We start from the raw sequence: 13,911 nt of genomic DNA, 5'->3' as shown, positions 1-13,911 counted from the left end.
CATGACTGTGAAAGCCCAACAACGCCCGCTGTCTTTGAAACTTCTCATCAACGGGTTCATCATCGTCTGGTTCGTACTTGCAGCCTTTCCATTCCTTTGGACGCTGTGGGGGTCCTTCAAGGTCGAGCTTGATTTCTTCTCCATCGCCGATTGGACTTATGCCCTTACCGGCGAAAGAACTAAAGCTGCTCATGGCAGTGCCTTCACCGATGCCGGCTATTACGGTTCGTGGGTTCAGGAGGAATTCTGGAAGCATGCGATCAACACGCTCATCGTGTGTTTCTTCGTGGTCTGCACGTCCTTGACCATTGGAACACTTGGCGGATATGCATTGTCTCGATCCTCGTACCGTTACACCGTGTGGCTGCTGATTGCCGCGCTCATTTTCCGCGCGATGCCTCCAATCACTCTGGTGTCTGGTTATTTGCTGCCATTCTTCGAGTGGAATGTATGGGGTATTTTGCCAACCACCATCATTGTTCTGGTTGCTATCAATCAGCCTTTCACTCTCTGGATGCTGCATTCCTTCTTCCAGAAGATCCCGAAAGAGCTCGACGAAAGCGCCAAGGTGGATGGCTGCAGTCAGTTCCAAGCCTTCCGTCATGTCATTATCCCGGTGATGTGGCCAGGCGTTATCACCACAGGTCTGTTCAGCTTCCTGCTCGCCTACAATGATTTTGCAGTAACCTCGATGCTGTTGAGCGAACAGAACCGGACCATGGTTCCTGAAATCGCAGCCTATCTCGGCACCACCTATACCGAAGGCAATGTGATGTTCGCGGTTGCTGCAGTGGTCTCAGCAACAGTTCCGCTCTTCATTCTGGTTCTGTTTTTCCAACGACAGATCGTCAGTGGTCTGACTGCTGGTGCAGTCAAGGGTTAAGTTAGGAGTTTAAGATGAAAGGTTCTCGCCCAGAACAAGCGGTGCTGTCGAAAGACACCGATCTGTCCAAGACAGAGGAAACCCGGGCCGTTATCGAAAATATGGTTGATGGCCTGAACGATCATCGCATCAGTGATATCGGCGAGTTTTTCTCCCAAAGTTTTCGTTGGATGGGTAACTTTGGTTGCGGATCTAAAAACGGACTGCGGGAGTTTCAGGACAACTGGCAACGACCATTTCAAGCCGCTTTTTCCGATAAAAGCTGCATCGATGAAGCCCGTCTTTATATGGGTGAATGGGCTGCTGCATTTGGTCGTCAGGAGGCCACTCACTCCGGTGATTTTATGGGCGTTCCAGCCAGCGGCAAGCGCGTTGAAATCCGCTATATGGACTTCTGGAAAGTTATCGATGGCAAGATCGTCGACAATTGGGTGATGGTCGACTTCCCTCATGTTTTGTCCCAGCTCGGCGTCGATGTCTTCGATGGTAATGGCTGGGAGCAATATGACCGTGGGGAGGCAATGCCCCCTGCTCTGGCTAACCAATAATCCTCCATAAGTTTTAAGAAAAAGCGACAGCTTTAAGTCGGTTCGAAAGGACGAGGCACATGATTGAATATTTGAAACGCGGCAAGCCTGAAACCGAACGGTCAGAAGATGACGCAAAGGTGCGTGAAACTGTCGAAAACACCCTGAAAGAGATTGAGCAACGCGGTGATACGGCCGTGCGTGAGCTATCCGAGAAGTTCGACAATTACTCCCCTGCCTCATTCCGTCTCTCCGAGAAGGAAATTGAGAATCTGATGGCTCAGGTCTCTCCACGTGACATGGAAGATATCAAGTTCGCTCAGAAGCAGGTTCGTAATTTTGCTCAGGCTCAGCGGGATTCCATGCTGGATATCGAGCTGGAAACCATGCCCGGTGTTATTCTCGGTCACAAGAATATTCCTGTGCAATCAGTTGGCTGTTATGTACCTGGAGGCAAGTTCCCTATGGTTGCCTCTGCTCATATGTCTGTCGCGACAGCATCGGTTGCGGGTGTGCCGCGTATTATTGCCTGCACCCCTCCCTTTCAGGGCAAGCCAAACCCGGCGGTGATCGCAGCCATGCATCTGGGTGGTGCGCATGAAATCTATGTCATGGGCGGCATTCAGGCGATTGGAGCCATGGCTCTTGGCACAGAAACCATTGATCCCGTTCACATGCTGGTTGGTCCGGGCAATGCCTTTGTTGCCGAAGCCAAACGCCAGCTCTTTGGTCGCGTCGGCATTGATCTTTTCGCAGGTCCAACCGAGACCATGGTGATCGCGGATGAAACCGTTGACGCTGAGATGTGTGCGACTGACCTGCTTGGTCAGGCTGAACATGGCTACAATTCTCCGGCTGTTCTGGTAACCAACTCCCGCAAGCTGGCAGAACAGACCCTGGAAGAGATTGACCGTATTCTGGAAATTTTGCCAACCGCTGACACAGCATCTGTCAGCTGGCGTGATTATGGTGAAGTCATTCTCTGTGACAGCTATGACGAGATGCTGGAGGTGGCAGATGATATTGCTTCCGAGCACGTTCAGGTCATGACCGACCGTGATGACTGGTTCCTCGAAAACATGACCTGCTATGGTGCCCTATTCCTTGGCCCTCGTACAAATGTCTCCAACGGCGACAAGGTGATTGGCACCAACCATACTCTACCAACCAAGAAAGCCGGACGCTATACGGGTGGCCTATGGGTTGGCAAATATCTCAAGACGCATTCCTATCAGAAAATCACCACTGATGAGGCTGCCACCAAGATCGGTGAATATGGCTCCCGTCTATGCATGCTTGAAGGCTTTGTTGGCCATGCCGAGCAGTGCAACGTGCGCGTTCGCCGCTATGGCGGTAAGAATGTGCCATACGGCCAAGGCGCGGAATAAGCTGAACTTGGGGCATGGATTTTATGGATCAACATAGTCGGCATAAAGCTCTCCTCTCTCCCTTGAGAGCTGCTCAATATGACTTTACCGAACAAGATGTGCGTGATGAGCTCAAAAAACTCATGCATCCTGACGCGGTATTTCATATGTGCCATCCGTTCGGGGATCTGAACGGACCGGATGCTTTCTATAATACTGTCTATGCCCCATTGCTTACGGCTCTGCCCGATCTGGAACGACGTGATTATATCGTCATGGCTGGATCAGAAGATGATGGAGCCGATTGGATTGGATGTGGCGGTTATCATACAGGCACCTTCACTAATCCTTGGCTGAATATTCCAGCCACTGGGCATCAAATTTCAATGCGCTTTCATGAATTCTATCGGTTCGAAAATGAGCAGATTGTAGAAGTCCAAGCTATTTGGGATATTCCGGAAGTCATGATGCAGGCTCAGGCTTGGCCATTATCACCCAGTTTGGCGCGGGAATGGCATGTTCCTGGCCCAGCAACACAGGATGGTTTGGTTCCGGGGCCATACGACGTTGAACAGGGCCGAAAAACCTGCGCGCATATCGTCGATATGCTCAAGCACCTCTCTCTGTATCCCTCAACAGGTGGCCCGGAGGTCATGCAGCTTGATCGCTTCTGGCACGAGAAGATGAATTGGTATGGGCCGGCTGGAATCGGAACTGCTCGCGGCATTCAGGGGTTTCGCAATTGGCATCAGATCCCGTTTCTCGCTGCCATGCCTGATCGCGGGCAATATCCGGATGAAGTCACTCATCACTTCTTTGGAGACCAAAATTACGCGGCTGTAACGGGCTGGCCAAATATGGCTCAGACCATTTCAGCTGGTGGCTGGCTGGGCATTGCTCCTATGGATAAAAAAATCTCCCTACGGAGTCTCGACTTCTGGCGTTTGGAAAACGGAAAAATTCGCGAGAATTGGGTGCTTGTCGACCTTCTGCACATGTATGATCAAATCGGAGTCGATGTATTTGCGCGTCTGCGTGAGTTTAATAAATCGCGTCCCGGATTTGATCATGAGACAGGAAAGGCCCCATAATGATCTTACCCCAAACTCCCTCTTTCCGACTTAATGGCAGAAAAGCCCTTGTTGCCGGTGCCTCTTCTGGTATTGGCTTAGCTTCCGCAGCCGCCTTGGCTGAAGCAGGCGCAGAGGTTACCCTTGCTGCGCGCTCATTGGGAAAATTGAGCGATGCAGTGGAAGCCATGAAAGCCAAGGGCTGGACCGCAAATGCGGTAAGCATGGATGTATCCGACGTAGAAGCATCCAAAGCGCAGATTTCGGAACTGGGGCCGTTCGACATTCTGGTCAATAGTGCCGGTTTGGCGCGACATTCCGCGACAACTGACACAACCACGGAAGACTTTGATGCAGTCACGGATCTGAACATCAAAGGCGCCTATTTCCTGACCCAAGCTGTCGCCAAAGGCCTGATTGATGCTGGCAAACCGGGTTCCCTCATCAATATTTCCTCCCAAATGGGACATGTCGGGGGCATCGATCGGGCCGTCTATTGTGCAACCAAGCATGCGGTTGAAGGCTTTACCAAAGCCATGGCCATTGAATTTGGACCAAAGCAAATTCGGGTCAATACCGTCTGCCCAACCTTTGTTCGCACGCCTTTGACGGCACCCACTTTCGATCAGCCTGATAAGGTCAAATGGATTACGGAGAAGATCAAACTTGGACGGGTTGCCGAAGTCGAAGACATGATGGGCGCAGTTCTGTTTCTGGCCTCTGATGCGTCTGCCATGGTGACAGGTACTGCACTGATGATTGACGGAGGCTGGACAGCAGAATGAGTTCCGAAAAAGTCACCAGCACTCAGGTCGCAAAGCTCGCAGGCGTCAGCCAGTCGGCTGTGTCGCGCGTGTTCACACCCGGTGCAAGCGTTTCCAAGAAAACGGCGGATAAAGTTCGCGCTGCAGCGGCAGAACTTGGTTATCGCCCGAATGTTCTTGCGCGCTCACTCATTACTGGCAAAAGCCGGATCATTGGTCTCGTCGTCGCTTATCTGGAGAACCAGTTCTATCCGGAAGCAATCGAGAAACTTTCCAATGAGCTACAACAGCATGGCTATCATGTTCTGGTCTTCATGGCCTCCAATGATAGCGAAGCCACTCAGGACGTGATTGATGAGCTGCTGGACTATCAGGTTGATGGCATCATTACTGCATCGGTCGGGATGTCCAATGATCTGACCGCTCGTTGTGAAGCGGCAGGCATTCCCATTGTACTATTCAACCGTCAGCAGGATGACGACCGCCTTTCAGGTGTCAGCTCAGACAACTTTGCTGGCGGCCGAAAACTGGCAGAATTTCTGATAAAAGCCGGACACAAGAAGATCGCTCATATTGCCGGTTGGGAAGGTGCCTCCACCCAGCGAGATCGCGAAGCTGGTTTCATCGCAGGTCTTGCAGAAACCGGCCAAACCTTGTTTGCCCGAGCGGAAGGCAATTTTCGTTATGAGCTAGCTCAGCAAGCTGCAAGAACTCTCTTTGATTGCGAAGACCGACCTGACGCCGTCTTCGTTGCCAACGATCATATGGCTTTCGCCGTGATGGACGTGCTGCGTTTCGAACTCGGCCTGCGCATACCACAAGATGTATCCGTTGTTGGCTATGATGACGTGACGCTTGCTTCCTGGCCTAGCTACGATCTGACCACCGTACGCCAACCTGCAAATCGCATGGTTACCGAGACCGTTACCACCCTGCTCTCCCGGATCGAAGATCCAGCCTCACCTGTTCGTCGTGTTGCCATTGATGGTCCATTGATCATCCGTGGGTCAGCACGAAAGGCAGATGCTTGAGGAAACAAGCGAGCAGATAAGTTCTAACCTACTTTTGGAAGAATGACATGAAGGGATTTGACCCCAAATTCAAGGATTTCCCAGACTATATTATCAAGATCACGAAGGAAATCTGGGAAGATCGCGGCATCGCGACCTTGCATGATTATTATGCTCCCGACATTGTCGTTCGAATGCCGGGATCTGTTTCCGTCGGCAATCAGGGCGTGATTGCTGCCACCATGGCTACCTTGAACGAGTTTCCGGATCGCACACTCTTTGGTGAGGATGTTATCTGGTCTGGTTCTCCTGAAGACGGCATGCTGTCCTCCCACCGTATCTTCTCTACCGCAACCCACTTGGGTGACGGTGTATTTGGAAAAGCGACTGGTAAGAAGTTGCGATATCGCATCATTGCCGACTGCCATGCCATCAACAATCAGATCAATGATGAATGGCTCATTCGGGATCAAGGTGCCATCGTGCGTCAGATGGGCTGGAACCCTGCCGACTATGCTCGCGATCTGATTGAACGCGAAGGCGGACCAGACAATTGCGTTCGTCCCCTTTCTCGCTCTACCGATCAGCCCGGACCTTACAAAGGCAAGGGCAACGACAATGAATGGGGCGCGAAATATGCTGATATTTTAACCCGTATCATGAATGCCGATCTTGCTGTCATTCCGACTGCCTACGATCGCGGTTGTCAGGTCGAATATGCAGGCGATGTCTCAGATCATTCCCACAATGCGGTGGATGCTTTCTGGATGGGACTGCGTGCAAGCTTCCCTCACGCCGAGTTCAAAATCGAGCATCAGATTGGTCGTGATGATCCGATGATGCCTCCACGCGCAGCACTACGTTGGAGCCTGACCGGCAAACATGACGGTTGGGGAATGTTTGGAGCACCGACCGGGGCCGATGTCTATGTGATGGGTGCCTGTCATGCGGAATTTGGACCATGGGGACTGCGACGTGAATTCGCTCTCTTCGACGAGACGTCCATTTGGAAACAAATCATTTTGAAAACAGGGTAAGAAGTTATGACACCTCAAGAAATGGAAAAGCGCATTGTCCGCTATGGCGATTTGAAGCCATGCCGCACAGCCTTTATCGACGCCCACACGCCTGGATCTGATCAGAAAGAAAACTTCACCATCATTGGTGGCGGCGTATCTGAGAGCCCTGATCAGCATGTTCATATTGCAGACACCCCTGGTTTCAATATTGGGGCGGCTGGCCAGCCTCCCAAGTGCCGAAACAGCCTGCACAGTCACACCACAGCTGAAGTCTTCTTTGTTCTGAAAGGTCGCTGGCGTTTCTTCTGGGGTCGTTGGGGCAATGCAGGCGAAGTTGTTTGCGAAGAAGGTGATATCTTCAACATTCCAACTGGAATTTTCCGCGGGTTCGAGAATATCGGAACCGACTATGGCATGATCATGTCCATCCTTGGCGGTGATGATGCTGGTGGTGGCGTGACCTGGGCTCCGCAAGTGATTGAAGATGCGAAAGATCATGGCCTGATTTTGGGTGAGAATGGCGTCCTTTATGACAGCAAGAAAGGCGAAAGCCTCCCCCATAATGTCTCGCCGATGCCACTGCTGACTGATGAGCAACTCAAGGATTATGCCGAGGCCCCAACCAGTGCTGTCGTTCGCAATTATATCGGTCGCTATTGGGATATGATGGCCTTGGCTGCCGACGAACCATGTAAAGTCATCGGCGAACAAGCCCTACTGAAAGATAAGCCTGGATTTGAGGTAGAACTCCTTACACGAGGTTCAATTTCTGAAGAGACTTACAGTGTTGATCGCTATGAAATTCTCATGGTCATGCGCGGACACTGGAAGTTGACTTGGGAAGGTGGAGAGACCACCCTTGCACCGGGAGATGTCTGTGCAATTCCACCACAGCTCCGTCATAGCCTCGCACCATCCATGACTGGAGAAGCCAGCCTGTACCGTGTGATGAACACTAAAGATCCCGCCGGAGCAACCTGGCAAGGATAATCATAATATTTGCTCAGCCCCGGTTCTGAGTTCCGGGGCCGAGTGCAATATCTGGAGGGAGAAGACCAGGAATGTCACGCATCAAAACAAGTCATGTCGGCTCTTTGCCGCGCACTCAGGACGTCGTGGATTTCATTTTTGCGCGCGAACAAGGAAAAACTTACGATGCTGAAGCCTTTGATCGCTGTATGAGTGATGCAGTTAGCGCGACCGTCAAAAAGCAGGTAGAGGCAGGTGTCGATATCGTCAGTGATGGTGAAACCTCCAAGATTTCCTATGCGACCTATGTGAAAGATCGCTATACCGGGTTTTCTGGTGACAGCCCGCGAAACGCACCCCAGGACCTTCAGATGTTCCCTTCCTTTCTGGAGCGTTTGGCGAGTGATGGCGGCACACCTACTTATGCCCGCCCCATGTGTACCGATGAGGTCAAGTCCAAAGGACAGGGCGAACTGCAAAAGGACATTGCCAATCTGAAAGCGGCCATGGCTTTGCATGGAGCCATGGAAGGCTTCATGAATGCGGCATCTCCCGGCGTTATCTCTCTCTTTTTACAAAATGATTTCTATGCAAGCCGGGCTTCTTATCTCTCCGCCCTCGCCCATGCAATGAAGGATGAATATGAGACCATTGTGGCCTCAGGGCTGAATTTGCAGCTTGATTGCCCGGATCTCGCGCTTTCTCGTCACATGTTGTTCAGTGACCTCTCTGACCGTGAGTTCGTCAAAATCGCTGATATGCATGTCGAGGCACTAAACTTCGCCCTCTCGGAAATCCCGGCTGAAAAAGTACGTGTCCACATTTGCTGGGGCAATTATGAAGGTCCTCATGTCTGCGACATTTCCATGGATAAAGTGTTCAATACGCTCATGAAAACAAAGGCTCATTACGTTTTATTTGAAACATCCAACCCTCGCCATGCCCATGAATGGACGGTCTTCCGGGATCGCAAGAATGAAATTCCAGATGACAAGATCCTCATTCCGGGTGTTGTTGATACGACCACCAATTTTGTCGAGCATCCGGAGCTTGTCGCGCAGAGACTTGAGCGCTTTATCGATATTGTCGGTGCTGATCGTGTAATTGCCGGATCCGATTGCGGCTTTGGAACCTTTGCGGGTTATGGCGCAGTCGACCCAGAGATTGCTTATGCAAAGCTGAAGAGCCTGCGTGAAGGGGCAGACCTCGCCGGAGAGCGCTTGTGAGCTCAGCCAGTCTTCCGTTGCTTTTCATACCGGGCATGATGTGTGATGCCCGGTTGTTTCGTCCGCAAATTGAAGCCTTGGCGGATCGCTATCCAGTTTATGTCGCCAACCTCATTGAAGGCGATACGATAGAAGATCTAGCTGCCCATATTTTGTCCGAGACCTCAGCATCGGAATTTGCTCTCGCAGGACTTTCCATGGGCGGAATCGTTGCAATGGAAATGCTAAGACAAGCCCCTGAACGGATTAAAAAAATAGCACTGTTGGATACCAACCCCAGAGCAGAACTGGAAGATGTGAAGCAAAAACGGGAGCCGCAAATTACCAAAGTTCAAGCAGGAGGCCTTCGTGAGGTTATGCGGGACGAAATGAAGCCGAATTATCTGGCCGACACCCCGCAACGGGATCAGATCCTGGATCTCTGCATGGATATGGCGCTCAAGTTTGGCCCGGAAATCTTTGTTAAGCAGTCACGGGCACTTCAGAGCCGCCCTGACCAACAGGATATGTTAGCTGCATCAGATTGCTCTGCCCTGATTTTGTGTGGTCGGGAAGACCTCCTGTGTCCTATCGAGCGGCACGAATTGATGCATGACCTTATGAAGAATTCTCAATTGGAGATCATCGATCAGGCCGGGCATCTGCCAACATTGGAACAACCCATCAAGACCAATCAAGCCTTGCTGCGCTGGATGGAAAGATAAGACATGAATGACTCCTTGCTAAACCTTCTCAAATCGGTTGATACACCGACCGTTTGCAATGCCATCGAAGTTGCACAAGGAAAACGCGGCTTTTCAGATTTCACTCGCGGCACCATGCAGTGCTCTGCCCCGGATGAACCAGCCATCGTTGGTTATGCCTGTACTGCAAAAATCGCTGCAGTGAACCCGCCAGAAGAAGCACCTGAAGTCATCCGTGAGCGTCGTATGAACTACTATCGGGCCATGGCTGAAGCACCGAAACCATCTATCGCGGTGATCGAGGATGTCGATTTTCCTGTTTGCATTGGTGCCTATTGGGGCGAAATCAACACAACGGTCCATAAAGGCTTTGGTATGTCAGGGGCCCTTACCAACGGTGTGATGCGTGATCTCGGCGACCTACCTGAAGGCTTCCCGGTCGTCGCAGGTTCAATTGGTCCAAGTCATGGCTTTGTGCATGTGAAGGAGCTGGGTACGGAAGTCGAGATCTTCGAATTGAAGGTGCAACCAGGTGCACTCGTACATGCAGACAGGCATGGTGCTTTGGTAATCCCAGAAGATGTGCTTCCTGTTCTTGAGGAAGCAATCAAATCGCTGCTTGAGAATGAACAGATTGTGCTTGGCCCTGCAAAGCAGGATGGGTTCGATTTCCCCGCATTCGAACAAGCTTGGGTAGCTTTTGAGAAAGCCAGAACATAGATGACACCGAAAAAACCATCGATTCTGCAAGCGTCTTCCCGACTATAGAGCGCTACAACATATTGATTTTGCTATTATTTTAGGCGCTGGAATCATACTTGCATCATATGAACAATACAGAATTGTTTTCTATTCGCTTTTCGCCTCAAAAACCGCGCAAAACAAGAATGATGGATACGCTACAGACCAGAATGATACCATTTGTACAATGTTTGAGCGGATTTACTATTGAGAGATAGAAAGGCGAAGAGTGAAGAACAAAGTTCAAACTCAAGGCCTAAACGCCTTGGATTGGCGGGTAGCAAGGCACAGGAAAATATGGCGGAAGAGTGAAGAACGAAATTCGAACTCGGAGCCATCGCACATTGGGTTGGCGGGTGGCAATGTGCAAATGAAAATGGCGGAGAGGGTGGGATTCGAACCCACGGTACGCTTGCACGCACGCCGGTTTTCAAGACCGGTGCATTCAACCACTCTGCCACCTCTCCGGCGTCAGCGGTGAGAGGTATTTGCCGTTATTTGTCAGCAAATGCAAGCCTGAAATGTGCATATTTTACATCTCTGTTGAAAAGCCTGCCATTTGAAGTGTTTAAGGTCGGCATCGGCATTCTGACGGAGGGATTGTAACCGAGTGTAACCAGATTTGGGGTTCAGACAAAATTTGATACAAAATTAGTGTTGCTGATTGTTTGGCGTGATCAATTGTTTCTTTGTTTCGCAACAATGCAGTGGCAATGTTGTCGAACTTCCTTTTTGATTCCGTTAGAGAGACCGGCTCATCTGAGTTGAAGGAAGCTTATCGACTGTGAGGAACGATCACTTCTCCGACGCTATAAATTTTGCGTGAACATAAAGGACCATAAGACCTATGCGTAAAATCATTTTGGCCGCAGTTACTGCGGCACTTTTCTCTATTCCTGCCCTTGCTGCTGATGATCCCGTAAAGGATGCCGTTGAAGCTCGTCAGGGTTATTACAAACTACTGGGTGCAAATATGGGCATGTTGGCAGGTATGGCTAAGGGTGAGATCGAATATGACGCTGAAAAGGCCAAACTGCATGCAGGCAATATTGCAAAATTGGCGGAAACCAACCACGGTTTCCTGTTCGTCCCAGGCTCTTCCTCAGAAGATATGCCGGGTGTTTCCCGCGCTTTGCCTGCCATCTGGAAAGATATGCCAGGAGTTGGGGCCGCTGCCAAGAAATTCAAGGATGCAGCAGCTAACATTGCCAATGTTGCAGGTGAAGGCCGTGCAGCGCTTGGCGGTGGCGTAAAAATGCTCGGTGGTTCCTGTAAGGGTTGCCACGATAATTTTCGCGTAAAATAAATCCCTCAACCGGATTTCATTGTATGAAACAGGATAAATATCCCAACCCGACTACCAAACTCGTCAAGTTATGGGATCCCGCCTTGCGGATATTCCATTGGGCGCTGGCTATTTGTGTTGTATCCGCTTGGTGTCTGGGCCGTTTTGGTCCAGATATCATGACACTGCATTTCTATTTTGGATATGCAGCCCTTGGCCTTTTGGCTTTTCGACTTATTTGGGGACTGTTCGGTCCTTCCCCTGCTCGCTTCTCTCATATGATACATGGACCTCGCACCATCGTTGGATATGGACGTGATATGTTCCAAAGAAAGCCAAGTTATTGGCCTGGGCATAATCCCGTCGGGTCGCTCGCTGCATGGGCCCTGTTACTGATTGTGCTTGCACAAGCAGGCACAGGCCTGTTTGTAGATGCCGATGATTATGTGAATGTCGGTCCGTTGGCTTCCATGCTGGATAGTGCAGGTGTCAGATTGGCAACCCAGTGGCATCATTTGTTGGCGAACATTCTTGCGGTGCTTGTTGGATTGCATCTATTTGCTGTTTTGTTCTACAAATACTGGAAACGCGAAGACCTGATCACTGCCATGATTACCGGCTGGAAAGAGGTCAAGGAAGTCCCCTCCTCGCACTCCGAATAAGGCCAAGCCCGCTCGCAAACAGGACATAAGCCCGTGCAATTTCTATCGATCCTTTTGATGATTGCCATAATTTTGTTTGGCGTGATGACCTATTTCAACCTCAGTGATCCGGTTGGACTTGGTATCAAAGAAAAGAAACTGGCCGATCTTCCCAAAACACCCAATGCAGTCTCATCTCAGACAGATGAAGAGGCGCGGTTCGTTGCTCCCCTTCCCTTCAAAGGTGATTTGCAAGCAAGCATGGAGCGCGTCAAAGCCATCCTTGATGATATGGATCGTTTCTTCATCCAGAAAGAAAATGAGACCTATATTCATGTGGTCGCAGTGACGCCCTTGATGCGTTATCGCGATGATGTCGAATTCTTTTTTGATGAAGAAACAAGCCTCATACATTTTCGCTCGGCGTCGCGTGTTGGTTATTCTGATAAGGGATTGAATCGACAACGCTATGAGGCCATTGCGAAGATCTATTCCCGATAGGTTACATATAAGATTTGGCAATCTGACGCAGAAACGGCCCGACAATTCGGGCCGTTTCTGTATGTCTTGGATGAATTGGTTACATTCACTATTCTTTGAAGTAACCAGCTTCATGAGGTAGTGGTTTACCCAGCTGCTTGTAAAGCTTTGCCATGGCTTCATCTGAGCCTGCAGGCAATTTATGCGCGATGCCTTTATGGCAATCGATGCAGGTGCCGCCAGCTTGCAATGCTTTCTGGTGCAAGTCGGATGCCCGGTTTTCCTGTACAGACAGATCCATGGAGCCGAAGTCGTGACAGTTACGGCATTCGCGGCTATCAGTTGTCTTCATGGCCTCCCAAACATTGGTCGCCAGCTCAAGGCGCTTGCCTTCAAACTTCTCCTTGGTATCCAGTTCACCAGTAAAGTGGTAGTAGAGCTCTTTGGACGCCTTGATCTTGCGAACGACCTTATGATTCCATTCTTTTGGAACATGGCAGTCAGGACAGGTTGCCCGTACACCGGTGCGGTTGGCATAGTGAATGGTGTCGCGATATTCCTCGTACACATTCGCTTCCATCTCATGGCAGGAAATGCAGAATTCTTCGTTATTCGTCATTTCCATGGACCAGTTGAAACCGCCCCAGAACAGGATGCCGACGATGAAACCGACAACCAGCAGGGTTCCTGCGGCGATGGACACCGCAGGCTTTGTTAAGAAGGACAGGAGCCCGCCTTTCTTGTCTTGTTCGGTCATTGTCTTACCTCCGGCATTCCATTAATTGGCGAATGCGCCGTCCAGTTCACGCGCGTTTTTAAAGGCGTTTGGAACCAGCTCGGGTGCATCGGCCTGAGGAACGTGACACTGGGTGCAGAACCAGCGGCTTGCGGCCACATCGTCCGTTTCCTTGCCGCGGCTGTCATAATGGGTCTCAGAGACTTTGGGTGCATCATATTGCACATTCTGAGGCCATGAGTGACAGCTCAGGCATTTGTTGAAGCTCTTATTCACCTGGTAGCCCTCAACCCGGTGCGGGATGAGCGGCGGTTGCTGGCGATAAGCGCGTCCAAAACCATTGGCTGGCTTGGATTGTTTGTTGACGAGCGGTGCGGTTCCTGCTTCGTCGATCTGGGTTTCCCCGCGAAGGGATTTTACGGTCCCTTGCGCGAACACACTGGGAGCGAAGACGGTAGTTGCTGCCAATACACCTGCAAGGGTGAGTCCGATCATAGAGATCCTCGCCAT

At 50.7% G+C, this 13,911-nt stretch carries 16 protein-coding genes and 1 tRNA gene; 14 read left to right on the top strand and 3 right to left on the bottom strand.

The window, feature by feature from the left end:
- Position 1: 1 nt before the first annotated feature.
- The 11 genes from CRO57_RS06050 to CRO57_RS06000 all read left to right on the top strand — a co-directional run bounded on the left by CRO57_RS06050 (position 2) and on the right by CRO57_RS06000 (position 10,238).
- Complete coding sequence (locus tag CRO57_RS06050; protein WP_170955967.1) at positions 2-883, top strand: carbohydrate ABC transporter permease; 882 nt, start codon at positions 2-4, stop codon at positions 881-883.
- A gap of 14 nt (positions 884-897) precedes the next feature.
- Positions 898-1,431 (top strand): ester cyclase, encoded by a 534-nt coding sequence (locus CRO57_RS06045; RefSeq protein ID WP_097152420.1) that lies wholly within the window; start codon positions 898-900, stop codon positions 1,429-1,431.
- 59 nt (positions 1,432-1,490) lie between these two features.
- Positions 1,491-2,798: a histidinol dehydrogenase gene (hisD, locus tag CRO57_RS06040; RefSeq protein ID WP_097152419.1), complete on the top strand. Its 1,308-nt coding sequence runs from the start codon at positions 1,491-1,493 to the stop codon at positions 2,796-2,798.
- A gap of 23 nt (positions 2,799-2,821) precedes the next feature.
- The gene (locus CRO57_RS06035) at positions 2,822-3,868 is read left to right on the top strand and encodes an ester cyclase (protein ID WP_097153236.1); all 1,047 of its coding nucleotides are present in this window, start codon (positions 2,822-2,824) and stop codon (positions 3,866-3,868) included.
- The gene (locus CRO57_RS06030; protein ID WP_097152418.1) at positions 3,868-4,632 is read left to right on the top strand and encodes an SDR family NAD(P)-dependent oxidoreductase; all 765 of its coding nucleotides are present in this window, start codon (positions 3,868-3,870) and stop codon (positions 4,630-4,632) included. The genes CRO57_RS06035 and CRO57_RS06030 overlap by 1 nt, the downstream gene beginning before the upstream one ends.
- Positions 4,629-5,642, top strand: a complete 1,014-nt coding sequence (locus tag CRO57_RS06025) for a LacI family DNA-binding transcriptional regulator (RefSeq protein ID WP_097152417.1) — start codon at positions 4,629-4,631, stop codon at positions 5,640-5,642. Before CRO57_RS06030 ends, CRO57_RS06025 begins: the two co-directional genes overlap by 4 nt.
- A 47-nt stretch (positions 5,643-5,689) precedes the next feature.
- The gene (locus CRO57_RS06020; protein ID WP_097152416.1) at positions 5,690-6,658 is read left to right on the top strand and encodes a nuclear transport factor 2 family protein; all 969 of its coding nucleotides are present in this window, start codon (positions 5,690-5,692) and stop codon (positions 6,656-6,658) included.
- Positions 6,659-6,664: 6 nt separating this feature from the next.
- Positions 6,665-7,630, top strand: coding sequence for a cupin domain-containing protein (locus tag CRO57_RS06015; protein WP_097152415.1), 966 nt, complete (start codon positions 6,665-6,667; stop codon positions 7,628-7,630).
- Between the two features lie 71 nt (positions 7,631-7,701).
- Positions 7,702-8,835: a cobalamin-independent methionine synthase II family protein gene (locus CRO57_RS06010; RefSeq protein WP_097152414.1), complete on the top strand. Its 1,134-nt coding sequence runs from the start codon at positions 7,702-7,704 to the stop codon at positions 8,833-8,835.
- Positions 8,832-9,539 carry an alpha/beta fold hydrolase gene (locus tag CRO57_RS06005; protein WP_244580020.1) on the top strand — a complete coding sequence of 236 codons (708 nt, stop codon included), beginning with the start codon at positions 8,832-8,834 and terminating at the stop codon, positions 9,537-9,539. The genes CRO57_RS06010 and CRO57_RS06005 overlap by 4 nt, the downstream gene beginning before the upstream one ends.
- A 3-nt stretch (positions 9,540-9,542) precedes the next feature.
- Positions 9,543-10,238, top strand: coding sequence for an RraA family protein (locus CRO57_RS06000; protein ID WP_097152413.1), 696 nt, complete (start codon positions 9,543-9,545; stop codon positions 10,236-10,238).
- A gap of 398 nt (positions 10,239-10,636) precedes the next feature.
- Here CRO57_RS06000 and CRO57_RS05995 read toward each other — a convergent pair.
- Positions 10,637-10,726: transfer RNA gene (locus tag CRO57_RS05995), tRNA-Ser, on the bottom strand.
- Positions 10,727-11,106: 380 nt separating this feature from the next.
- Here CRO57_RS05995 and CRO57_RS05990 point away from each other — a divergent pair.
- The 3 genes from CRO57_RS05990 to CRO57_RS05980 are packed head-to-tail and all read left to right on the top strand — an operon-like array spanning position 11,107 to position 12,686.
- Positions 11,107-11,565, top strand: coding sequence for a c-type cytochrome (locus CRO57_RS05990; RefSeq protein ID WP_097152412.1), 459 nt, complete (start codon positions 11,107-11,109; stop codon positions 11,563-11,565).
- A gap of 23 nt (positions 11,566-11,588) precedes the next feature.
- Positions 11,589-12,206: a cytochrome b/b6 domain-containing protein gene (locus CRO57_RS05985; protein WP_097152411.1), complete on the top strand. Its 618-nt coding sequence runs from the start codon at positions 11,589-11,591 to the stop codon at positions 12,204-12,206.
- Between the two features lie 33 nt (positions 12,207-12,239).
- Complete coding sequence (locus CRO57_RS05980) at positions 12,240-12,686, top strand: DUF1499 domain-containing protein (protein WP_210200767.1); 447 nt, start codon at positions 12,240-12,242, stop codon at positions 12,684-12,686.
- An 88-nt stretch (positions 12,687-12,774) separates the two neighbouring features.
- On the opposite strand, the gene CRO57_RS05975 is transcribed toward CRO57_RS05980, so the two are convergent.
- Complete coding sequence (locus tag CRO57_RS05975) at positions 12,775-13,422, bottom strand: NapC/NirT family cytochrome c (protein WP_097152410.1); 648 nt, start codon at positions 13,420-13,422, stop codon at positions 12,775-12,777.
- A 21-nt stretch (positions 13,423-13,443) separates the two neighbouring features.
- The gene (locus CRO57_RS05970; RefSeq protein WP_210200766.1) at positions 13,444-13,911 is read right to left on the bottom strand and encodes a nitrate reductase cytochrome c-type subunit; all 468 of its coding nucleotides are present in this window, start codon (positions 13,909-13,911) and stop codon (positions 13,444-13,446) included.

The sequence above is a fragment of the Cohaesibacter gelatinilyticus genome (assembly GCF_900215605.1).
Lineage (GTDB): Bacteria > Pseudomonadota > Alphaproteobacteria > Rhizobiales > Cohaesibacteraceae > Cohaesibacter > Cohaesibacter gelatinilyticus.
This window is presented reverse-complemented; position numbering and strand designations above follow the sequence as displayed.

Bases quoted from the DNA above. Each gene is read 5' to 3' on its own strand.
- CRO57_RS06050 (WP_170955967.1), top strand. From the start codon at position 2: ATGACTGTGAAAGCCCAACAACGCCCGCTGTCTTTGAAACTTCTCATC.
- CRO57_RS06045 (WP_097152420.1), top strand. From the start codon at position 898: ATGAAAGGTTCTCGCCCAGAACAAGCGGTGCTGTCGAAAGACACCGAT.
- hisD (WP_097152419.1), top strand. From the start codon at position 1,491: ATGATTGAATATTTGAAACGCGGCAAGCCTGAAACCGAACGGTCAGAA.
- CRO57_RS06035 (WP_097153236.1), top strand. From the start codon at position 2,822: ATGGATCAACATAGTCGGCATAAAGCTCTCCTCTCTCCCTTGAGAGCT.
- CRO57_RS06030 (WP_097152418.1), top strand. From the start codon at position 3,868: ATGATCTTACCCCAAACTCCCTCTTTCCGACTTAATGGCAGAAAAGCC.
- CRO57_RS06025 (WP_097152417.1), top strand. From the start codon at position 4,629: ATGAGTTCCGAAAAAGTCACCAGCACTCAGGTCGCAAAGCTCGCAGGC.
- CRO57_RS06020 (WP_097152416.1), top strand. From the start codon at position 5,690: ATGAAGGGATTTGACCCCAAATTCAAGGATTTCCCAGACTATATTATC.
- CRO57_RS06015 (WP_097152415.1), top strand. From the start codon at position 6,665: ATGACACCTCAAGAAATGGAAAAGCGCATTGTCCGCTATGGCGATTTG.
- CRO57_RS06010 (WP_097152414.1), top strand. From the start codon at position 7,702: ATGTCACGCATCAAAACAAGTCATGTCGGCTCTTTGCCGCGCACTCAG.
- CRO57_RS06000 (WP_097152413.1), top strand. From the start codon at position 9,543: ATGAATGACTCCTTGCTAAACCTTCTCAAATCGGTTGATACACCGACC.
- CRO57_RS05990 (WP_097152412.1), top strand. From the start codon at position 11,107: ATGCGTAAAATCATTTTGGCCGCAGTTACTGCGGCACTTTTCTCTATT.
- CRO57_RS05985 (WP_097152411.1), top strand. From the start codon at position 11,589: ATGAAACAGGATAAATATCCCAACCCGACTACCAAACTCGTCAAGTTA.
- CRO57_RS05975 (WP_097152410.1), bottom strand. From the start codon at position 13,422: ATGACCGAACAAGACAAGAAAGGCGGGCTCCTGTCCTTCTTAACAAAG.
- CRO57_RS05970 (WP_210200766.1), bottom strand. From the start codon at position 13,911: ATGGCGAGGATCTCTATGATCGGACTCACCCTTGCAGGTGTATTGGCA.